Here is a 21,229-nt window from a genome sequence, read left to right as displayed (position 1 = left end):
GCAGTGCGGTCAGAATGCCGATCGCCAGATGCATGCCGGTGTTGCTGTCGCCGAGCGCCGCTGCGCTGATAGTCGGCGGGCCGTCCCAGAAGCCGGTGGTGGATGCCGCGCCGCCGGCGCATTGCGCGACGTTTTCGTAGACCTTCAGGTCGTCATAGTGATGGCCGTCGCTGAAGCCCTTCACCGAAGCGACGATCATCTTCGGATTGAGTTCGTTCAGGCGTTCCCATGAAAAGCCCATCCGGTCCAGCGCGCCCGGCCCAAAATTTTCGACCAGCACGTCGGATTCGCGAATCAGCTTTTCCAGTACTTCCTTGCCTTCGGGTTTTTTCGTGTCCAACGTGAGCGACTTCTTGTTGCTGTTGAGCATCGTGAAGTAAAGCGCGTCGGCGTCGGGGATGTCGCGCAACTGGTTGCGCGTCACGTCGCCCGAACCTGGTCTTTCAACCTTGATCACATCGGCGCCGAACCAGGCGAGCAACTGGGTGCACGCAGGGCCGGCCTGAACGTGGGTGAAGTCGATGATCTTGATGCCTTCGAGTGGTTTGGTCACTTTGCTATCTCCGTGGTTACGCTGGATCACTTTTTCATTGCCGCGCTTTGCGGATTCAGATTGGTCAGGCGGCCGCTTTCGGTGCCCGCCGCTTCGTCGATGACGGCATTGATCAAGGTCGGCTTGCCTGACGCAATCGATTCAAGCAGCGCCTTCGTCAGTTCTTCCGGTGTGGTCGCGTTGTAGCCGACACCGCCGAATGCCTCGATCATCTTGTCGTAGCGCGCGCCCTTCACGAACACGGTCGGCGCGACGTCCTTGCCGCCCGTCGGGTTCACGTCGGTGCCGCGATACACGCCGTTGTTGTTGAAGACGATCGTGCAAACCGGCAGGTCGTAACGGCAGATGGTTTCGAGTTCCATGCCGCTGAAGCCGAACGCGCTGTCACCTTCGATCGCGACAACCGGTTTGCCGCTCGTCACCGCCGCGCCGATCGCGAAGCCCATGCCGATGCCCATGATTCCCCACGTGCCGGAATCGAAGCGCTTGCGCGGCTCGTACATGTCGATGATGCTGCGCGCGTAGTCGAGCGTGTTCGCGCCTTCGTTGACGACGTTGATGTCCGGGCGTGTCTTCAGCACGTCGCGGATTGCGCGCAACGCACTGTGGAAATTCATCGGCGACGGGTTCTTGTCGAGCGTGGCGGCCATCTTTGCGAGGTTCTTGCTCTTGCGCTCGGCGATCGCGCCGATCCACTCAGCGCTCGGCTTCGCGAATCCCGCATCGAGGCCGGCGCGCAATGCCGCCACGCACGAGCCGATATCGCCGATGACCGGCGCGGCAATCGCGACGTTGCTGTCGATCTCGGTCGGCGAAATATCGACCTGGACGAACTTCTTCGGCTCCGCGCCCCACGTTTTGCCCTTGCCATGCGAGAGCAGCCAGTTCAGACGCGCGCCGATCAGCACGACCACGTCGGCTTCCTGCAGCACGAACGAGCGTGCCGCCGACGCCGATTGCTCGTGCGTATCGGGCAACAGGCCCTTGGCCATCGACATCGGCAGATAGGGAATGCCGCTTTGCTCGACGAACGCGCGGATTTCCGCGTCAGCCTGCGCGTACGCCGCTCCCTTGCCGAGCAGGATCAGCGGACGCTTGGCGCTCTTCAGCACATCGATTGCACGCTTGACCGATTCCGGCGCTGGCAACTGACGCGGCGCGGCATCGACCACTTTGACCAGCGATTGCTGCGCCTTCACGGCGTCCAGCGTTTGCGCGAGCAGCTTGGCCGGCAAATCCAGATAAACGCCACCCGGACGCCCCGACACCGCGGCACGAATCGCACGCGCCACGCCGATGCCGATGTCTTCCGCATGCAGCACGCGATACGCGGCCTTCGCATACGGCTTGGCCGCATTCAACTGATCCATTTCCTCGTAATCGCCCTGCTGCAGATCGACGATTTCACGCTCGCTCGAGCCGCTGATCAGGATCATCGGGAAGCAGTTGGTGGTCGCGTTGGCGAGCGCGGTCAGGCCATTCAGAAAGCCGGGCGCCGACACTGTCAGGCAGATACCCGGCTTCTGCGTCATGAAACCGCTAATGGCCGCTGCATTGCCCGCGTGCTGTTCATGACGAAAACCGATGAAACGCATCCCTTCCGCTTGTGCGAGCCGCGCGAGGTCGGTGATCGGGATGCCGACCAGTCCAAAGATGGTGCTGATGTCATTCAGTTTCAGCGCGTCGATGACGAGATGAAACCCGTCGGTCGTCTCGGCCGCTTGTTGTGTCGAAGTCTCTTCTACTGTTTGCCGGTCGGCTTCTGCCATGATGCTGCTCCTTGGTCGCGGGACGTTATGGATTTGTCGTGAGTGGCGAGCTCACGTTGTTGTTCATTCAGGTGAGCCGCCGGGCGACGGCTGCAGGCGCGCTTCAGCGATCACTACGCCAGCCGGCGCGCCTGAGTTTTCGATCCAGCGTTTTCTCATGGGGGCGAGGATGAATTTCGCGGATACGGCTGCCGCGATCGACACCACCGCCGCCGAGATGAACACGGTGCTCCACCCGCCGCTGGCCGACAGCACCGAGGCGAGCGGCACCAGCATCGACGCTGTGCCCTTCGCGGTATAAAGCGTGCCGGCATTGGCCGCGGCGTATTTGCTGCCGAACGTGTCCGCGCAGGTCGCCGGGAAGATCGAGAAGATCTCGCCCCAGCACAGGAACACAGCGGCGGCGAAGAACATGAAGGCGTACGGGTTGTGGCCGAACTGCATGAGCCCCAGCAGTGCGACGCCCTCGCCGAGAAAGATCATGAACATCGTGTTTTCGCGGCCGATGCGGTCCGACAGAAACCCGCACAACGGACGCGTAAAACCGTTGCAGAAATTGTCGATTGACAGCGTCATCGTGAGCAGCGGCAGCGTGATGCCCATCAGGTTCACCGGCAGCTTGGCAAAGCCGAATTCCTTCGCGATCGGCCCAAGCTGTGCGGTGGCGATAATGCCGCCGGCTGCGACGAACACGAACATCAGATACAGCACCCAGAAGAGCGGCGAACGGATCATCTCGCCGGGCGTGTAGTCGATCTTGCTTGCGACCACGCGTTTGGCCGCGACCGCGAATGCGGGAGGTTTCGGCCGTACCAGCATGGTGGCTAGCAGCAGAATAGAGACGCCCTGGAAAATGCCGAAGAACATGAACGTGTGCTCGTAACCCGAGCGCTGGATCATGTTGGCGATTGGAATCACTGTGATGGCCGCGCCGGCGCCGAAACCTGCCGCGGTCAGGCCGGCCGCGAGACCGCGTTTGTCCGGAAACCATTTGAGTGCCGTGCCGACGCAGGTGCCATATACGCAACCCGCGCCGATACCGGCGATCACGGCTGCGATGTATAGCTCGACGAGACTGCTCGCATGCGCGTCGATGATCCAGCCGAGCGCCGCGCACACCGAACCGCCGATCACAACCGGGCGCGGCCCGAACTTGTCGACGAGCCAGCCTTCGATAGGCACGAGCCAGGTTTCAGTGACGATGAAGACCGTGAAGGCGGTCTGAATGGCTGCCTGGCCCCAGTGGTGGGCGTTGTCCATCGGAACGACGAACAGCGTCCACGCATATTGCAGATTCGCGACGAGCCCCATGCATACGATGCCGATCGCTAGCTGGACCCAGCGGTTTTGCCGGAACGGCGTACTGCCTGTCCCGGATACGTTGGAATGTCCCATGTCCTTCGTCTCCTGTATCTTCCGTCGCGCTCGAGCGGCGCGTTGGACCTACGTGATCGAATCGCTTCATCGCCGGTTTGTCTGTGGGCAATCAAGCGCCAGTGGTCGGCCAGAGGGAATTGCACTGACGAAAACCCTTGCCCGTCGATCTCACAACAACTGGGTAAAAGGCGTTTCGCGTGAAGCGCGTCTAAAGGATGCTGCGCGCGAACAGCGATAAGTAAAAGTTAAAACATTTTATGGTTTGCATTAGGCATACCTAATGGATGGGTTTGCCTGTTCTGACTGCGGGGTCAGGAGCTGTCCAGGTATTCTGACGTCGTCGATGTCGTCGGCAGGGGAACGGGCATATAAACAAAACGTTATAGTTTTTCGAAGTAACTTTAACTGTTGTTTATCTATGTGTGCTCCTATTCTTGGTCATGTCAATTTGCCTGAAGGAGACGACCATGAACCCGTCCCAGTTCGACGCCCGCGACAGCGCGCACGATGCGGAAGTAGAGGCGCAACTGTGCGCCTATAACAGCGCTTTCGAAGAACTCGGCCTGCGCTTCCGTTGGGATGCGCGCACGCTGGCGTTGCTAGCCATGATCGACGATGAAGAGGCGCAGATTGCCGCGTACATCGAAGCACATCACGCGCACTTGCTGAAAGCGTATAGCGCCGGGTTTCTGAGCCGGGCCATCCTCGAGAAGAAAAAAGCGCGCTATCCAGCGTGCGTATCGATGCGCGTCGAAAGCGCGCCGCATGTGACCCAGGCGGTAGGTCAGCCGCAGATGAGCAGTTGGCGCGAGCGCTTGTCGTACGAGGTGGAGCTGCCGGCGCTGGTTGGTGTTTAGACGTGGCAGACGAATTTCTGCTGGCGGGAGCCCTGGATCGACGACGTTTGTTGTTTGTTGTTTGTTGAGTCGATCCGGGCGTTGCATCAAATCCGTCGTCAGGCGGTAAATTACTCGCTCGCAGACTCGACGGGGACCGCGGCGTCTCGTGCGGGCCGGCGTACGGCTCGCACCTTCCCGCTGTTTCCGCCGCCGCAGAAGAACAGATCGCCGCCATCGGCTTCCAGTCCCGACACGATCAGGCCGGGCGGCATCTCCAGGCTCTCCAGCACTTCTCCCGTACCAGGATCGACTCGCCTCAACTCGCTCGCTTCATCTTCCCAGGTGCCGTGCCAGAGCTCTCCGTTGCTCCAGGTGACGCCGGTGACGAAGCGGTTGGACTGGATAGTGCGCAGAATCGCCCCGGTTTGGGGATCGACCTGGTGGATCTTCCGGTCCTTATACCGCCCCACCCAGAGCATTCCTTCGGCCCACGCGAGCCCCGAGTTGCCCCCGCCGCCGGGTGCGGGAATGGTGGCGAGCACGCGGCCGGTATCCGGATCGATCTTCTGGATGAGGTCGTCGGCGATCTGAAACAGGTGCTGGCCGTCGAAGGCCGTGCCTGCCTGCGCTGCGACGTCGAACGAGCGCAGCGTTTCTCCGCTCACCGGATCAAAGGCGTTCAGCTTGTCTCCGGCGGCAATCCAGACATGCTGACCGTCATAGGTGACGCCCCCCACCTGGCTGACACCCGGAAAGGGCCCATATTCACGGACGATTTTGGCGGCTGATTTGTTCATGTTTTCATCCTAATCACTCGGTAGGGGGAGCGGGGAGTAACAAAGTCGTCGTGAATCCGGGCATGGGCGGCGTCATCCAGCGTCGCGCGCGCCCGCGGCCGAACGACTGCACCTTGCCGGCTGCCGCCAGCGAATCGAGCGCCCGCTGCATGGTGCGCTGACTGGCATCCAGTGCAATCGCGAGCGCCGAGCTCGACCACGACTCACCGTCGGCGAGGAAGGCGAGCACCATCGCATGCGGTTCTTCGACCGGCCGCGCGAGCACGACGACCTCGCGCGCGCCGTGCGGCACCAGCGCAAAACCGCGCTTCGTCGCGCTCACGCCGGCCAGCGGCCCAAGCAACGCGCGAAGCCGCCCGACTTCGACGCGCAGCCGTGCGCGATGCGATTCATCGGCATGCCTCGTCCGGAATGCGCGCGCGATGAGTGTGTCCCTCGATACGTCTTCGGGCCACGCTTCGGCCAGTGCGCGTGCGAGCGCGAACAACACCGGACGCCTCGCGAGCGGGACCACGATGTTTGCTTCACGCACGACATAACGGCACGCGTCCACCACGAGCGCCTTCGACGCCAGTAACGCCTCAATCTCCTCGAGCACGAGCAAACGCTCTTCGCCGTGTGCGATCAGACGAGCCGCGGGCGTGTCCAGCAGTAGGCGTGCGCTGTCGACCTCCGCCGTCAGCGATGGGATACCTGCGTGACGCGCGGCCTGCTCGGCTTTCGCGAGCGCAGCACGCGCTGTTTTCGTCTGGAGGCGGCGCATCGCGATTCCCGCGACGACCAGCTCGTGGGCGGCACGCAGCGCGGGCGGGAAGGGCGTGGGATCGAGGTGGGCGAGCAGGCGCTCGGCCTCGTCGAGGCGCCCGATCAGGAGGAGGCGCCGGACTTCGAGATACCGCGCATGCGCGGCGTTCAGCCGGTCGCCGTGGGCTTCGAGCGTCGCCCGAGCGGCGTCGAGCGCCTTCGCGGGCCAGCCCAGATCGCGCGAGGCGAGCGCGATTTCGGCCTCGGCGACCACGCACCGTGCTCGGGCCACTGGCGCTTTCGGGCCGAAGGCGCGCGCCGCACTGCGCACCAGCGCTTTCGCCCGAACGAGATCGCCGAGCTGCGCCATCGCGATGCCTCGCAGCGCGAGCGCAGGTGCGTCGTCGCGCAAGGCGACCCGGTTCAGTGCGCCGAGCGGGTCGCCCGCCGCGAGCGCACGCGCCGCGGCCGTCACTAGCGAGTCCATGGTCTATCCGAATCCCGCCACACTTGTCACTCCCACCGTTCGGGTGCCCGTGGCTAATCTAGCACGACCACCAACCAGTTCGTCGTCTCGACAACTGAACGAACGACGAAGGACTCCCAAGGAGGGAATCATGACCACGACACATACAACCGGGACGCGTGACCAGTGGCTGGCGGCGCGGCTCGATCTGCTCAAGGCAGAGAAGGCGCTCACGCGGCAGAGCGACGCGCTGGTGCAGCAACGGCAGGCACTGCCCTGGGTGCGAATCGACAAGGCGTACACATTCGAGACCGCTGCCGGAAGGGCGTCATTGGCGGATCTCTTCAAAGGACGCTCGCAGCTTCTCGTGTACCACTTCATGTTTGGACCCGACTACAAGGCGGGGTGCCCGTCGTGCTCATCGATCGCCGATGGGTTCGACGGCGTCGTCGTTCATCTGGCAAATCACGACGTCACGCTGACGGCGGTGTCGCGGGCGCCGTTCGAGAAGCTGCAGACGTACCAGCGCCGGATGGGCTGGACGTTCCCCTGGGCGTCGTCCGCTGGCAGCGACTTCAACTTTGACTTCAACATCGCGTTCACCGAGGCGCAGCAGCGTGAAGGAAGCATCGAATACAACTACGAGCGCGGCGGCCACGCGATGGACGAAACGCAGGTCGTCCCGGAGCCCGTCGCCCAGTTCGCGGCCACGTGCGGAACCGACGCGGCGACGTACACGCGCGACAGGCCGGGCTTGAGCGCGTTCGTACTCGAGGACGGCGTCGTCTATCACACGTATTCCACCTATGCGCGCGGCGTGGACGGCATCTGGGGCATGTACCAGTTGCTCGACCGCGCGCCCAAGGGGCGCAACGAGACGGGCGTCTGGTGGAAGCGTCACGACGAGTACGAGACGACGCGCTGAGCCGGGCGATGGAACACGTTAGCGCAACCGGGGGCTGCGAAATGTCGGGACGTGCGATCGAAGCGCGAGTTTCGCAGCGGGCTTTCTTCGGCGTCTCGGCGTTACTCTTCACCGTCAGCACGGCGGTGACGATCGCCGGCGCCGCGTCCATGTCGGCGATGGGCGAGATGCCGATGCCCGGCGGCTGGACGATGTCGGCGGCGTGGATGCCGATGTGCGGACAAACGTGGCCAGACCTCGCCGCGTCGTTCCTCGGCATGTGGGTGGTGATGATGGTCGCGATGATGCTGCCATCTCTCGTCCCCATGCTGTGGCGCTACCGCGAGGCCGTCGGCGGGGCAGGCGTAACGGGTCTGGGCTGGCTGACGGTGGTGGTGGGCGTGGGGTACTTCTTCGTGTGGACGGCGTTCGGCGTGGCCGCATTTCCGCTCGGCGTTGCGCTGGCGGCGCTCGAGATGCAACAGCCGGCGCTGGCGCGCGCCGTTCCGTTCGCAATGGGTGTGATTGTGCTGATCGCCGGGGCGCTGCAGTTCACTGCGTGGAAGACCCGGCGCCTTGCCTGCTGTCGCGAGACACCAAGGCGCTGCCTCATGTCGTCCGCATTGCCCGCCGACGCCACCACGGCATGGCGCCACGGTCTGCGTCTCGGCCTCCACTGCAGCTACTGCTGTGCCGGCCTGACGACGGTCCTGCTCGTTGCCGGGGTCATGGATTTGCGTGTGATGGCTGCTGTGACGGCGGCCATCACCGTTGAACGTCTTGCACCGCGTGGTGAGCGGGCGGCGCGCGTGATTGGGGTCGGTATCGTCGGCGCAGGCGTGTTCCTGATAGCACGAGCCGTGGGCTTGGGATGAGTCACCCGCCCCTTGACGATGACAATCAGTCCGTCACGCCACCGTAATTGCGTTGTCCCCGCAGACGCATCGCGATACGTCCAAACGCGCGCCATTGCTGTGCGATCAACCCGTCGCCATAGGAACGCGCTGCGCCGTGCGGCACGGGCAACTGGTCACGAATGCCGGTCGGTTCGACGGTGCGGTCCCACGACGCGGTCCTGAACATCATGTCCCACCACGGAAACAGCACGCCGAAGTTACAGCCGTAGCGCGTGCCTTCATGGCCGTAGCCAATTGCGTGATGACGCCGATGAAAAATCGGGCTCACGATCACGCGTTCGAGCAACCATCCATACGGCAAGCGCGCGTTCACGTGCTGCACGCTCTGCATGAAGTTGCCGACCGCAACCAGCACGACGAACTGCGTCGGCTGCACACCGATGAACAGCGAAATCGCAGCGAAGAACGCGGCCTGAATGATGTCGTCGAGAAAGTGATTGCGGTCGTCGGCCCACAACGACATCTGCTGCTGGCTGTGGTGCACCGCGTGCAGTTCCCACCACACGCCGAAGCGATGCTGCCAGCGGTGATACCAGTACCCGAAGAAATCGAGCACGATCAGGTAGATGAGGAACGACACGACCGGCTGATCGGTGACGCCCGGCCACAGTCCGTCGATGTCGATGTTCGGCACGTTGTAGATCGCCATCAGACTCTGCCAGTGATTGAACACCGGCTGCAGCATGAAGAAGAACGCGATATTGATGATGCCGAGCTTGGCGATCCACGTGTAGATCACATCGGCGCGCAGCGCTTTTCGATCGGACCACGCCTCGACGGGCCGCAGCGCTTCCAGCGGCCGCAAGGCGATATACGTGACCAGGATTTCCAGCACGCCGACGATGACCCAATAGAGTGCATCGTAAGTGTCCTCGTCGTATCCCATCAGGCCGAAGCGATAGAAAAACGGCTGCACCACGTCGACGTACAGGAGCGTCTGCAACGTCGAGATGCCGTTGTCGAGTAGGGCGAGGATTTCGTGAATCATCAAAAACCTCTTGAAATTGCGGGTGCTGTCATCAAAACGAAAGCCTGTTCAGTCTGGATTGGGCGCATACACGGGCGCACGGTTGGCGAAATACAAACCATGCGGTGAACGTCCGACCGCGATCGTGTCGATAAGTTTATGCGTTGTCAGATCAATGATGCCGACATGCCGCGAAAAACGGAATGTGACCCACAGGTAGCGGTGATCCGCCGACAGTTCCATGTCGTCAGGGCCGGGCATGAGTCCGGTGATGTCGGCGGTCTTCGTCAGCGTGTTGTAATCGAGAATGCTGATCGTGCTTTCCACGCGGTTCGTGAGCGCTATGTGCTGGCCGTCGTCGAGATTGCGGAAGTTGTGCGCGCCGCGCCCTGTCTGGATTCTTTTCACGACTTGCTGTTTGTGCCAGTCGACCACGGCCACATCGTCTTCGCCCGTCATACCGATCAACAGATAGCGGTCGCCTGGTGTCATCCAGAGGCCGGCGGGTGTATTGCCTACATGCAGTTTCCAGAGCACCGTCTGCGTCGCCAGATCGATCGCGGCCACTTCGCCGGTGTCTTGCAGTGTGACGAACACGGTCTTGCTGTCGGACGAGAACGTCATGTGGCTCGGCGTCTTCGAGAGCGGGACGCGTTTGGCGAGCGTCATGTTCTGGCCGTCGTAGTGATACACGTCGACGCGATCTAGTCGCAGACCTGCCGTCACGAACCATTTGTGATCGGGCGAGAAACCGAGCTGATAGGGATCTTCAATATCGTCGACCTTGCGCTGCACACGGCCGGTGTGTGGATCGAGAAACATCAGATCGTTCGAGATCGAATCCGCGACGATGAGCGAATGCCCATCGGGCGTGATCATCAGATGGTGCGGTTCCTTACCGGTCGGCTCCGTGCCGATCACCTTATGCGTGGCGGGATCGATCAGCGTCAGTTTGGCTTCGCCGGAGTCGAGCACGATCACGTTGTCGGCTGCCTGCGCCGGCATCGCCATGGTTAGCGTGCAATACGTCAGCGCAGCAAGCACGCCGGTCTTTGTAATCGAAACGATAGAAAGTGGCATCTGAACGATAGACAGGCAGGAAAACAATTTGGGGGAACATCATGGCGGCGGGCGCAGGGGATTCAGCGCGCGTGGATCGTGCCTAAGCCGCGCTCAAATCCGCAGTCAAACCGTTAACGGCTTAACGCGCCACTTCGCTCTGTCGATGACACGCGGCGCGTTGTTATTTGTATGAAGGGTTCGACGCTGGCTGAGGCAACGTCAGAGGGGAAAATGAAAAGGCGCGGCTGACAACAGCGCGCGCCTCCGATCTGATAACTGCTGCCTGGTTCTTCTGCTCGCGGACACTTTCAATCGAAATCGAACATGTCGAAAAGCGAGCGCTTCTTCTTGTGTCCCCGATAATCCGTCCGGTGATTGTCATACGTGCGGTTGTTGTCGTACGCATGGTCGCGATGCCGTTCCCGATCTCGATCCGAATGGCTGTCCCGACTTGTGCGTGCGGTAGCGTTAGTCTGCGCGTCATCGCTCCCGGCGTCCTGCGCAATCAGCTTGTCGAGTTCGCCGCGATCGAGCCATATACCCCGGCAGACCGGGCAGTAGTCGATTTCGATCGAGCGTCGCTCGGTCATCAGCAAGTCAGTGGTCTTGCAAACGGGGCATTTCATTTCGTCGCTCCTAAACTAAAGGGTAAAAGAACTCATCGAGCGCTCATTACTCCGCGCTAACCATCCGCTTCGAATTCGCCCGGCGCACGAGCATGTTCAGTGCCTCGACAAAGGCGGAGAACGCCATAGCCGCGTAGATGTAAGCCTTCGGCACGTGTGAGCCAAAACCTTCTGCGATGAGCGTCATGCCGATCACGAGCAGGAAACCGAGCGCGAGCATGACGATGGTCGGATTACGATCGATAAAGCGCGACAGCGGGTTGGCGGCGAACAGCATCACCGTGACTGCAGCAATCACAGCAACGAACATGATCGGCATGTGCTCGGTCATCCCGACCGCAGTGATGATGCTGTCGACCGAAAACACGATATCGAGCACCAGGATCTGTCCAATCGCAGCCATAGCGGTCAACTGCACGGTCGTGCTCGCCCTGTCGCGTACTTCTTCCGCATGAACGACGTGGTGGCGAATTTCGCTTGTCGCCTTCCAGACGAGGAACAGGCCGCCGCCGAGCAGGATCAGATCGCGCCATGAAAACGCGTGGCCGAACAGCGTCACGGCGGGCGCGGTCAGTTGCGCAATCCACGCGACCGTGCCGAGCAGGGCGAGCCGCAGCACGAGCGCAAGCATGATGCCCATGCGCTGCACGCGAGCGCGCTGTGCTTCCGGCAGCTTGTTGGTGAGGATCGAGATGAAGATCAGATTGTCGATGCCGAGCACGATTTCCATCACGACCAGCGTGAGAAGCGCAGCCCATGCGGCGGGGTCGGCAGCGAGTATGAGTAAAGAGTCCATGGGGTCCGTAAGCAAAGGGTGACAGGCAACGTCGGTATGCCGTCATCATCGCCGTCTTCATGGTTCGGATAAATCAGTGATAATCTGAGCGACATATCGTTTTTTTCGAAGTGTCTCCAGCATGCTCAACTATCGCCATCTCTACTATTTCTGGATCGTCGTGAAAGAGGGCGGCTTCGCGCGTGCGGCCGAGCGTCTCGACATGGCGGTTCAGACGATCAGCGCGCAGGTGCGTGAGCTGGAAAAATCGATCGGGCGCCAATTGCTGAAACCGGCAGGGCGCGGCGTCACGATGACTGAAGCCGGTGAGACGGCCTTCAATCGCGCGGAACAGATTTTTCAGATCGGCGAGGCGTTACTCGACGAGATGCGCGAGGCGGGCGGTGAACGTGTTGCCCGGCTTGCAGTAGGTCTTTCCGACGGCATCTCAAAGCTGGCCGCGCACGCGCTGCTCGCGCCGGTGCTTGAAACGCCGTCGCTCAGGCTGCTCTGTCACGAGGGCGAGCATGCGCAGTTGCTGTCGGAGCTTGCGCTCCATCGGCTCGATCTCGTGCTGGCGTGCCAGCCTGCGCCGCACAATGCGGATCTGCGCGTCGTGAGCCAGCGCCTCGTCGGTTCGCCCGTCGACTGGTATGGCCCCGCGGAGATCATCCGCAAGTCCGCCCGCACCGGCTTTCCGCAATGCCTGGCCGAGCTGCCTGTGCTCCTGCCCACCGGGCACGGCGCGTTGCGCGCGCGGCTCGACCGATGGTTCGAAACCGAAGGAATCCGGCCACGGATTGTCGGGGAGTTCGAAGACAGCGCGCTGATGGCGGTGTTCGCGGCGCGCGGTCTCGGCGTGTTTCCGCTCGCGGAACTGGGCGCGGGGGACGTGGCGCTGCTGCGCGGACTGCGCTGGCTCGGTCGAGCGGAAGGCGTGGTCGAAGAAATCCACGCGATCCGCTCGCGACGCGGGCAACATCATGCGCTCGCTTCTCAGGTGGTCGCTGCCGGGCGTGCGTGAGTGTACGGCGCGTCCGGCAACGGGATGTGCCGGCTCGCCACCTGGATTGGCTTGGGCCCCCACGCATTGAACACAGCGGCCAGCAAGGCAATTTCGCCATCCGCCAGATAGTTGTCCGCGATCGCGACGGCGATACACAGGCGCATCACCTTGCGACGCAGCGCGGGGTCGTCGATCTCATCTAACAACGTGGTGAGCAAGGCAGCGCCAAGCTGGCCGACCGGCGGCGCGAATGGCGTGTTCGCGACCGACTGGTCCTCGCACAGCGTTTGCACGGTCTGCGCGAATTGCTCTGGTGCGAGGCCAAGTTGGCCCGCTATATCCAGGTTTTCGAGGGCGAGCTCTTCCGAGCTGCTGACGTGGCCGTCGGAAGTAAGGGCCAGCGCGACGATACGTGCGGCGGCTTGAGGACTGTTGCGCGGATAGGTTCGCATGTTTGGGCTCCTGGCGCGGACAATGTCCGCAGTGGTGATGAGCCTCAGTCTGCGTCAGATTAGGGAGCGGATAAATCTGCTAATGCGGGAGCGAAGGTTCGGAAAAACCGAAGCTTCCGCAGCAGACTGAACGAAGCCTCGCCGTTCAGCGCGATGCAAAACACCCTATCGGATAAGATACGGCTCGCCGTATTTTTCCGAATAGAAGGAGTGTTTTCAGTGATTCAACCGAGCAACGTGTTCAAAGACAACCTCGCCCAACTGCCGGCCATCGACGGTATCGAACGTATCGATCTGCTCGACGGCAAGGGCGCCGTGGTGGCCAGCATCGAGAACAAGCCGGGCAAACAGGGTTCGCTCGCGGTGTACAACTATCTGCAGCAGGCCTTCGGCACGCTGGACGCCAAGGCAGCCGAACACGGCCTCGCGGTGTTCGCCGAGCATACGGTTGACGCGCGCAACCGTCCGGGTGCACACCCGAACGTCGACCATCTGCTCTCGATTGTGGCCGGTGGGGAAGCGTTGCGCATCGATGTTGTCGCAGCGGCCTGAGCGCGCCGTCGTTACACGGCGCGGCGTGGATCGCGTGATATCGGTCCGCGCCGTAACCCATACCGGTTGACCGTGGCGTCCCTGCCTACGGATGACTACCTGACTCTTCAGCGGCAAGAATAAAGTCGACGAACGCCCTGAGCGGAGCCGGCATATGCGTCCGGCTCGGGTAGTACAGAAACGGTCCAGTGAAGGTTTGACACCACTCGCCGAGCACAGGTACGAGCGCGCCTTGCTCTATTGCCGGCCGCAGAAATTCATCGAACGAATAGACGATTCCCAGTCCCGCGATGGCCGCGCCTCGTTCCAGTTCGATCACGGAGGCGATCATCGGTCCGTTTGGCTCGATCCGCACGACGTCGTCGCCTCGCTTGAATTCCCATGTCGCGAGCACGCCGCTGTCGAAGCGGTGTCCGATACACGCGTGGTTCAACAGTTCGCCCGGATGTTGCGGTATGCCGCGGGCCGCGAGGTAGGACGGCGCGGCCGCCGCGACGAAATGTTGAACGCGCGGGCCGATCGGCACGGCGATCATGTCGCGCTCGAGGCGTTCGTCGTAGCGGATGCCGGCATCGAAGCCCGCCGCGAGGATATCGATGAACGTGTCGTTGGTGCCGACGTCCACGGTGATACCCGGATGAGCGGCGAGGAAGCGGGAAAGAAGCGTAGGCAGAATTTCTCTTGCCGCGATCGACGGAACGTTTAATCTCAGTGTTCCAGTGGGACTCTCGCGAAAGAGGTTCACCGCATCCAGCGCGATGGTGATTTCCCCGAAGGCCGGCGCGAGCCGTTCGAAAAGGCGCTGCCCGGCTTCAGTTGGCGTGACGCTGCGCGTCGTGCGGTTGAGCAGCCTGACGCCGAGCTGCTGTTCGAGCCGTCGAACCGCTTCGCTAAGCGATGAGGCTGACACGCCGCCCGTCAGTGCGGCATGGCGGAACCCGCGTGCCCGTGTGACGGCGACGAATGCTTTCAAATCGGACAGGTCGGGTTCCTGCATTGTTCGCTTTTCCGCACGGGTCGTCCAGATTGAGGTGGATTATCGCACGCAGGAAATCGGCCGATACTTCAGCCCAAGCGCCTAACGAGGAACATCATGAAGCAACTTCAACTGGGTAAGACGGGTCCGCAAAGCTCCGCCATCGGTCTTGGCTGCATGGGGATGTCAGGCATGTACGGTCCCTCTGACCGCGCTGAAAGCATTGCTACGATCCACGCCGCGCTCGAAGCCGGCATCACGCTGCTCGATACCGGCGATTTCTACGGCTCCGGCCACAACGAAATCCTGATCGGCGAGGCCCTGAAAAGCGCGCCGCCGTCACGCCGAGACGCGGCGATCATCAGCGTGAAATTCGGCGCCATGCGTGACCCCGCAGGTGGCTGGTCGCTCTACGATGCGCGTCCCGCGGCGGTCAAAAACTTTCTTGCCTACTCTCTGCAGCGGCTGGGCGTCGATCATATCGACATCTACCGCCCTGCGCGGCTCGATCCCAACGTGCCTATCGAAGACACGGTCGGGGCGATTGCCGACATGATCAAAGCCGGCTATGTGCGGCACGTCGGCTTGTCCGAAGTGGGCGCGACGACCATTCGCCATGCGGCAGCGGTGCACCCGGTGAGCGACCTGCAAATCGAGTACTCGCTGATTTCACGCGGCATTGAAGACGAGATCCTGCCGACGTGCCGCGAACTCGGGATCGGCGTGACGGCGTATGGCGTGCTATCCCGCGGTTTGATCAGCGGCCACTGGAGCAAGGACTCCGCGGGGAAAGGCGATTTTCGCGCAATGAGTCCGCGTTTTCAGGAAGACAACGTCGATCACAATCTCGCGCTGGTGGATGCGTTGCGTAAGGTGGCCGATGCAAAAGGCGTCTCGGTTGCGCAGATCGCGATTGCCTGGGTTGCGGCCCAAGGCAGCGATATCGTGCCGCTCGTAGGCGCGCGCCGGCGCGATCGCCTTGCCGAAGCACTCGGTGCGGTTGATGTGACGCTCACAGTGGAGGATTTGGCTGCGATCGCGCAGGCAGTGCCGCATGGGGCCGCCGCAGGTGAACGTTATGCAGCGGCGCAAATGGCGCATCTCGACAGCGAACAGGGGAGTAAGGGCCACGCTGCCTGATGCGTTGACGGGTCGTGCAAACCGGGTGAGCCACGCACGGTTGAATGCGCCGCGGCGTGGCCTCACCCTGTTGTCAGTGCGTCAGAAACGGTGGTCCTGATCAGTACCCGGCGTGAACGAAACGCCGCGCAATACCTCACCAAAGCCCGCGCCTCGCAAGGCGACAAATTTCTCGCGAGCGGCGCCGGACACAGTCGTATTCGCGAGCAGGTCGCGAATGGCTACCAGCTTGTTCGGATCGGCGCCCACATCGCCGTTGCCGCTGATGGTCGACGTCATTGCCCAGAGCGTGACTGTGCCGTCATTTTCGACACGGCCGGTCAGGTTGCGCAGCCCATCCGTCGCCGGTGCCCACGGCAGTCCCGTTGCCGTATTGGAGCCGGTCGGATATCCGGGCACCGTGTATTGCTGGCCCAGGTTCAGACCCGCCTGCAGGGTGTAGGCGAGCGTCCACTTTTTCGCACCGGCGTTATACACCCACTTCTGCAGACCCGCGCCAGTCTGCGCGGCCGCATGCGTGTAAAGATCGGGGCCACCCGTGTAACCATCGCCCTCGTCCGCGACATAGAGCGTCGTCGCGTTGGCGAACCAGAGGCCAAACGGATAGGAGAGCGTAGTCGCGGTCTTGTTGGGCGTCGACGGGAAGCCGGCCAGTACGCACATATTGCTTGGCAGTCCGTTGGTTTGGACCGTCGCGGAGTCGTAAGCAAGCGCCTTGCTGGGCAATGCCGCATTGGCGGCCGGCACACCCGTGCCAGACGGGCAGGCGTTTCCAGTGGTATCCACAAAGTACACCGTGTTCACGCCGTTGCTGCCGCTACCCTTCGTAAAGTAGAGGACGTTGTTGAATACGGTCATGCCCCGGAAGTTGTCGTCCTTGCCGATCTTGTCCGCCGGCTTGCCAAGCTCAGTGACCGAGAAGCTGGCGACCGGCGTCGGCGCGCCCGGATCCTGCTGCGCCTCATGCTTTTTCGTGGCGTCGATGAACTGTGCGCCTGCGCCGAGGATCACGCCGGCCGGTTGAGGATTGGCACCGTTACCCGCGTTGCCGGCTGTGTAGAAAAAATCTTCGCCATCGCGGTTATTCAGAATCGCCGAACGGCCGTTGTTGCCGCTATATGCATTCGTCTCGGTGATGCGGAAGTGCCCATCACGGTCGACGCGTGCGACTGCCCGATAGTAATTCTGCCCCACCGGATTAGTGGGATCGACGACGCCAGGCGTGTTCGAATTGGAGACGTCCAGCGTATTCACCGGCGCGACATAGCCCATAAAGGTCAGGTACTGACCGTCGAGTGAAAGGTGCAGGCCGAGTTCCGATTTGGAGCTGAAGCTGGTGACGAGTTGGTCACGTCGCGGCGTTTTCTGCAAACTGTTGGGCACTTCGAGCGAGCTGACCCACTCGCCGGACGGCGTGAGCTGGTCGAGAACGATCCGCGACGTGATGCCGAAGCTGCCGTCATAGCCGTCGTTGTTCCACACGTACGGATAGGTGCCGTCGCTCGGCGCGCCAGTGGCCGCGCTACAGCCGCCCTGAGTGGCTCCGCAATTCGGCGGCAGGACCGCGCCAACCTGAACGTTGCTTGACTGGTTGTCGTACACGCTTCGACTTACAACCAGTAAGCCTGGCTCAAAGCGACTTTCACCGCGGAAATCTGACTGTTCGGCATGTGCGTTGAGGGCGGCGGCGCAGAGCACCAGTGCTACCGTGGAAGCCGGTCGGGGAAATGACAGGCGGCGTGTCGCGTTGCAGACGGGAGTCGATTTCATCTGTAGGTTCCGGGTGGGGAGGTGGAAGTTCTTTTCAGACGGACTAGCACGGACAACCCGGTTACCGTAACAACGCATGATGAAGGATTAGTGGCGGCGGCTTCGGTGCAAACCCCCATTGCGTATCGGCCGATCCGCTTCCCATTCCCCAACGCAAATGGGAAGCGGATAGTGTCAGCATTTATTCAGAAAAGTCAGTCGATGCCGACAACGCCTTCCACGTTTCGGTTTCCTGCGTGACATACGCATTCTTCTCAGCAATCGCCTTCAGCGTGTCGGTGCCAAGCGGCAGCCGCAGCGGAGGCGTTGGTGCGTCGACCAGATCGACCATGGCGGCCGCGAGTTTCTCCGGGTTGCCCGGCTGGTTGTGGTTCATGCCGGTAGCGAGCCGGCGAACAGCTCCTGACGTCTCGTCATAGTCGGCAATCACGTTCCCGGCAACAACAAGCGATGACGCGTCGAGAAAGTCCGTACGGAAGTATCCAGGCTCCACGACCGTTGCGTGAATGCCGAGCGGCTTCAGCTCGGCGTGCAATGCCTCGGTCAAGCCTTCAACTGCGAACTTGGTCGAACAATAGGCGCCGAACCCGGCGGCTGACCGATAGCCGCCGATCGACGACATATTGATGATGTGACCGGCCCGCTGGGCGCGCATCACCGGCAGAACGGCGCGCGTGATATTCAGCAAGCCGAATACGTTCGTGTCGTACATGCGGCGCACATCGGCATCGCTCGACTCCTCGATGGCGCCAAGCAAACCGAAGCCCGCATTGTTGACCAGAACGTCGATCCGGCCGAACCGTTCAACTGCGGCTTGAACCGCGGCCTTCGCCTGGGCTTCGTCGGTCACGTCCAGCGCCACGGGAAGGAGTGCCGGCGAGTGACCGAAGCGCTCGGCGATCGCTGCGACATTGCGGCCAGTGGCAACGACCGCGTTGCCGTCAGCCAGGGCCGCCTGGGCGATCAGGGCGCCGAGGCCGCGTGTCGCGCCGGTGATGAACCAGACGCGCTTGAAGCCGTTGTTTGTGTTGTTAGTCATGATGTTTCTCCTACGGTTCGGGTGAAAGTGAACGAATAATAGGAGGAGCGATTGGCACAAACTAGACGCCAGTTGGTAGACTGATAATCAACTTTTATTTGCTAATTCGGGCGGCCATGAACGAAGTACGCGCAATCACGATATTCGTCCGGGCCGCGGCGCTGGGAAGCCTGCGTAAGGCCGCCGTGGATCAGGGCATCTCGCCGCAGGCCGCGAGCCACACGGTCATGCAACTGGAAAAGGAGCTGGGGGTTCGGCTTTTCCACCGAACCACACGCAAGTTGAGCTTGACCGAGGAGGGGCAGGGGCTTCTGGACAGCGTGAGACCTGCGTTGGCGATACTGTCGTCGGCACTCGACGACGCGCGGCGATCGAAAGACGCGATTGCGGGGCCGTTGCGGGTCAGTGCACCAAGCGCGTTCTGGCGCACGGTGCTATGGCCATATTTCCTGGAATTCGCCGAATTGCATCCGAATGTACAACTGGATGTGCAGTTCGACGATCACTTCACCGACCTCGTCAGCGATCGCGCCGACGTTGGCTTTCGCGGTGGTTCTCCGCCGTCGGGCGGCACGATCGCGAGACGGCTGTTGCCGATCCAGTTGATTGTCTGTGCGTCGCCTGCCTATATCGAGCGCTATGGAGCGCCGCGGACCATCGACGAGCTCGACGGGCACCGCTGCACCGGCTATCGACGGGCGAATACCGGCAAGCAGGCTCCGTGGGAATTTCTGATTGGTGACGAGATCGCCTATCGCGATGTCGCAGCTAGCTTATGCGTCAATGACACGGACGCGGAGACCCAAGCCGTGCTGGCGGGACTCGCAATCGGTCAACTCGGCAGCTTTTCGGCGGCCTTGCCTATCAGGCGTGGCGAACTTGTTCCACTGCTCGTCAGGCATGTCACGCAGCGTGAGGCCGTCTACGTCTACTATCGCCATCGAACCGAGCAACCGCTGCGCGTGAGGACGTTCATCGACTTTATGGTCGAGCGCCTCGCGGGGAACAGGAATTTCTATCTCGAGCCGTCTGAGCTTCGTGCTGCGCGTTGAGCGTGCCGGGTTCAGATAAGCCTCTGAACGGGGATAACGTACTGCAGCGTTAGCGAGTTAGCTTGCGGACGTCATGTGATGAGGCGGCCGGCAGCGATGCTTTATGTCTTCGGCAACGTGGATTTGCCGCTCCGTTTGCGCGGCTTCGGTTCGACACCTACGCGCGGGTCGCGAGCGAGCACGAGCGCCGTCATGGTTTCGACGGTGGTTTCAAAAGCCGGATCGTCTTGCGGCACATAAAGCCATTTTCCAAGCACCGGATGCGGCCGCAAAGCGGGTACTTCTTCAATGAGCGCGGCGTGGCGTTCGTGCGAGGTGCACACCAGCAAGCCATTCCACGGCTTGTCGCGATCGGCGGCAATCAGACATAGCAGGCCGTCGATATAGGCGGCATCGCTGCCGAACATCCGTTTGCGAATATAGGTGGCGTCGCGCTCGAATGCGTCGAAGATCCAGACGAGCGAGTTGCGGATGGAAGAGGGCATCGGTGTGAAATCCCAGGGGCAATGAGCGATGTTAACCAATGTCTGCTTTCGCTGCCTATGACTGATCGTCGAGAGTCGACCTCGGCGTATCTGAGCGCCGCCTCCTCCGGCAATTGCGTTTCATAAGCGTTTCCTATCGTGCAAGAACGAACCCGTCTTGGCGCGATTTGCGGGGGCGATATACCGTTATATCCGTGTTGCAGCGGTGTCGTGCCTACTCGTTCCTGATCTGCATGAGCCGCTCCCCTTACATCCGGAAGCGAAGATCGACCATGTACAAAGCCATCAGGAAGAACCCGTCGGCGGCTCAGGCTGCCGAAACGATCCTTAGCGCGTTGCGCGACATCCCCGTCTCTGCGCTCAGCGACAACATGCATCGCAACATCGGCAGTGTGGGCCTGCACCCGTATCAGCGGCCCGGCAAGAAGACGATGGCCGGTACCGCGGTCACGGTGCGCTCGCGTGGCGGGGATAACCTGACTTACCTGCGCGCCCTGGAGTTTTGCCGTCCAGGGGACGTACTGGTCGTGGATGCTGGTGGTGATCTCAACAACGCCGTGGTCGGCGGCATTCTGTCGTTCTACGCGGCCCACATCGGCGTTGTTGGTTTGGTGGTAGACGGCGCGATCCGCGATGTCGCGGAGATCCGCGATCGGGATTTTCCGGTTTACGCCCGTGGGGTCACGCACCGTGGACCGTATAAAGACGGTCCGGGTGAAATCAATGTGCCGGTGTCGGTCGGCGGCATGGTGGTCAATCCGGGGGATATCGTGGTCGGCGATCAGGATGGCTTGCTCGCCATTCCGCAAGGCGATGCCGAACACGTCATCGAAAAAGCGCTGGCCGTTCTGGAAGCAGAGGCTGAGACGATGCGAGCGATGAAGGAAGGCCGCTGGAACCGCGCGTTTATCGATGCGCTCGAAGCACGATGCAATAACTGAGCACCGTGTGGGGAGAAGGA

22 protein-coding genes are annotated in these 21,229 nt (G+C 61.8%); 8 read left to right on the top strand and 14 right to left on the bottom strand.

All coding sequences use genetic code 11. From position 1 onward, the window contains the following. From M0D64_RS27125 to oxlT, 3 genes are all read right to left on the bottom strand, one after another. Positions 1 to 553: CoA transferase (locus M0D64_RS27125; protein WP_266259982.1), on the bottom strand; the 553-nt coding region annotated here is incomplete at its 3' end. A gap of 26 nt (positions 554 to 579) precedes the next feature. Beyond that, the gene (gene oxc / locus M0D64_RS27120; protein ID WP_266259981.1) at positions 580 to 2,322 is read right to left on the bottom strand and encodes an oxalyl-CoA decarboxylase; all 1,743 of its coding nucleotides are present in this window, start codon (positions 2,320 to 2,322) and stop codon (positions 580 to 582) included. A gap of 63 nt (positions 2,323 to 2,385) precedes the next feature. After that, entirely contained in the window at positions 2,386 to 3,717 is a 1,332-nt protein-coding gene (gene oxlT / locus M0D64_RS27115; RefSeq protein WP_171928678.1) for an oxalate/formate MFS antiporter, read from the bottom strand. A 449-nt stretch (positions 3,718 to 4,166) separates the two neighbouring features. On the opposite strand from oxlT, the gene M0D64_RS27110 reads away from it, so the two are divergent. Further along, complete coding sequence (locus tag M0D64_RS27110; RefSeq protein WP_154559432.1) at positions 4,167 to 4,556, top strand: hypothetical protein; 390 nt, start codon at positions 4,167 to 4,169, stop codon at positions 4,554 to 4,556. Positions 4,557 to 4,666: 110 nt separating this feature from the next. Here M0D64_RS27110 and M0D64_RS27105 read toward each other — a convergent pair whose 3' ends face one another. Beyond that, a complete protein-coding gene (locus tag M0D64_RS27105) occupies positions 4,667 to 5,335 on the bottom strand; it encodes a glutamine cyclotransferase (protein ID WP_154559431.1) in 669 nt (222 codons plus the stop codon). A gap of 13 nt (positions 5,336 to 5,348) precedes the next feature. Next, positions 5,349 to 6,566: a helix-turn-helix domain-containing protein gene (locus tag M0D64_RS27100; protein WP_266259980.1), complete on the bottom strand. Its 1,218-nt coding sequence runs from the start codon at positions 6,564 to 6,566 to the stop codon at positions 5,349 to 5,351. Between the two features lie 130 nt (positions 6,567 to 6,696). Here M0D64_RS27100 and M0D64_RS27095 point away from each other — a divergent pair, with 130 nt between their 5' ends. Further along, positions 6,697 to 7,470, top strand: a complete 774-nt coding sequence (locus M0D64_RS27095; RefSeq protein ID WP_154559429.1) for a thioredoxin family protein — start codon at positions 6,697 to 6,699, stop codon at positions 7,468 to 7,470. Positions 7,471 to 7,511: 41 nt separating this feature from the next. Next, a complete protein-coding gene (locus M0D64_RS27090; protein WP_266259987.1) occupies positions 7,512 to 8,324 on the top strand; it encodes a DUF2182 domain-containing protein in 813 nt (270 codons plus the stop codon). 25 nt (positions 8,325 to 8,349) lie between these two features. Here M0D64_RS27090 and M0D64_RS27085 read toward each other — a convergent pair whose 3' ends face one another. The 4 genes from M0D64_RS27085 to M0D64_RS27070 all read right to left on the bottom strand — a co-directional run bounded on the left by M0D64_RS27085 (position 8,350) and on the right by M0D64_RS27070 (position 11,817). Then, entirely contained in the window at positions 8,350 to 9,354 is a 1,005-nt protein-coding gene (locus tag M0D64_RS27085) for a sterol desaturase family protein (RefSeq protein WP_154559427.1), read from the bottom strand. A gap of 48 nt (positions 9,355 to 9,402) precedes the next feature. Next, entirely contained in the window at positions 9,403 to 10,413 is a 1,011-nt protein-coding gene (locus tag M0D64_RS27080; RefSeq protein ID WP_323135785.1) for a beta-propeller fold lactonase family protein, read from the bottom strand. 290 nt (positions 10,414 to 10,703) lie between these two features. Then, the gene (locus M0D64_RS27075) at positions 10,704 to 11,021 is read right to left on the bottom strand and encodes a zf-TFIIB domain-containing protein (RefSeq protein WP_154559425.1); all 318 of its coding nucleotides are present in this window, start codon (positions 11,019 to 11,021) and stop codon (positions 10,704 to 10,706) included. Between the two features lie 46 nt (positions 11,022 to 11,067). Further along, positions 11,068 to 11,817, bottom strand: a complete 750-nt coding sequence (locus tag M0D64_RS27070) for a TerC family protein (protein ID WP_266259979.1) — start codon at positions 11,815 to 11,817, stop codon at positions 11,068 to 11,070. Positions 11,818 to 11,938: 121 nt separating this feature from the next. On the opposite strand from M0D64_RS27070, the gene M0D64_RS27065 reads away from it, so the two are divergent. Then, a complete protein-coding gene (locus M0D64_RS27065; RefSeq protein ID WP_054033580.1) occupies positions 11,939 to 12,820 on the top strand; it encodes a LysR family transcriptional regulator in 882 nt (293 codons plus the stop codon). Here M0D64_RS27065 and M0D64_RS27060 read toward each other — a convergent pair. Continuing rightward, positions 12,793 to 13,254 carry a TerB family tellurite resistance protein gene (locus M0D64_RS27060; protein WP_266259977.1) on the bottom strand — a complete coding sequence of 154 codons (462 nt, stop codon included), beginning with the start codon at positions 13,252 to 13,254 and terminating at the stop codon, positions 12,793 to 12,795. The two genes, M0D64_RS27065 and M0D64_RS27060, sit on opposite strands and share 28 nt — an antisense overlap. A gap of 219 nt (positions 13,255 to 13,473) precedes the next feature. On the opposite strand from M0D64_RS27060, the gene M0D64_RS27055 reads away from it, so the two are divergent. Further along, positions 13,474 to 13,806, top strand: a complete 333-nt coding sequence (locus M0D64_RS27055; RefSeq protein WP_266259976.1) for a DUF2322 family protein — start codon at positions 13,474 to 13,476, stop codon at positions 13,804 to 13,806. An 85-nt stretch (positions 13,807 to 13,891) separates the two neighbouring features. On the opposite strand, the gene M0D64_RS27050 is transcribed toward M0D64_RS27055, so the two are convergent. Beyond that, positions 13,892 to 14,803 carry a LysR substrate-binding domain-containing protein gene (locus tag M0D64_RS27050; protein WP_266259975.1) on the bottom strand — a complete coding sequence of 304 codons (912 nt, stop codon included), beginning with the start codon at positions 14,801 to 14,803 and terminating at the stop codon, positions 13,892 to 13,894. A 96-nt stretch (positions 14,804 to 14,899) separates the two neighbouring features. Here M0D64_RS27050 and M0D64_RS27045 point away from each other — a divergent pair, with 96 nt between their 5' ends. Then, positions 14,900 to 15,922, top strand: a complete 1,023-nt coding sequence (locus M0D64_RS27045; protein WP_266259973.1) for an aldo/keto reductase — start codon at positions 14,900 to 14,902, stop codon at positions 15,920 to 15,922. 81 nt (positions 15,923 to 16,003) lie between these two features. On the opposite strand, the gene M0D64_RS27040 is transcribed toward M0D64_RS27045, so the two are convergent. Together M0D64_RS27040 and M0D64_RS27035 are read right to left on the bottom strand one after the other, a co-directional pair. After that, positions 16,004 to 17,692 carry a hypothetical protein gene (locus tag M0D64_RS27040; RefSeq protein WP_266259972.1) on the bottom strand — a complete coding sequence of 563 codons (1,689 nt, stop codon included), beginning with the start codon at positions 17,690 to 17,692 and terminating at the stop codon, positions 16,004 to 16,006. Between the two features lie 181 nt (positions 17,693 to 17,873). Further along, on the bottom strand, positions 17,874 to 18,731 hold the full coding sequence (locus tag M0D64_RS27035; protein WP_266259970.1) for an oxidoreductase: 858 nt from the start codon (positions 18,729 to 18,731) through the stop codon (positions 17,874 to 17,876). 116 nt (positions 18,732 to 18,847) lie between these two features. Here M0D64_RS27035 and M0D64_RS27030 point away from each other — a divergent pair, with 116 nt between their 5' ends. Then, positions 18,848 to 19,783, top strand: coding sequence for a LysR family transcriptional regulator (locus M0D64_RS27030; protein WP_266259969.1), 936 nt, complete (start codon positions 18,848 to 18,850; stop codon positions 19,781 to 19,783). A 101-nt stretch (positions 19,784 to 19,884) separates the two neighbouring features. Here the strand turns inward: M0D64_RS27030 and M0D64_RS27025 are convergent, their stop codons facing one another. Then, positions 19,885 to 20,268, bottom strand: coding sequence for a hypothetical protein (locus tag M0D64_RS27025; RefSeq protein WP_154559415.1), 384 nt, complete (start codon positions 20,266 to 20,268; stop codon positions 19,885 to 19,887). 272 nt (positions 20,269 to 20,540) lie between these two features. Between M0D64_RS27025 and M0D64_RS27020 the strand changes: the two genes are divergently transcribed. Further along, positions 20,541 to 21,209 (top strand): RraA family protein, encoded by a 669-nt coding sequence (locus tag M0D64_RS27020; protein WP_171928661.1) that lies wholly within the window; start codon positions 20,541 to 20,543, stop codon positions 21,207 to 21,209. The last annotated feature ends 20 nt before the right edge of the window (positions 21,210 to 21,229 follow it).

The organism is Paraburkholderia sp. WS6 (assembly GCF_030464835.1).
Lineage (GTDB): Bacteria > Pseudomonadota > Gammaproteobacteria > Burkholderiales > Burkholderiaceae > Paraburkholderia > Paraburkholderia madseniana.
Note: the sequence above shows the minus strand (reverse complement) of the source record. Positions and strands in the feature narration are given on the sequence as shown.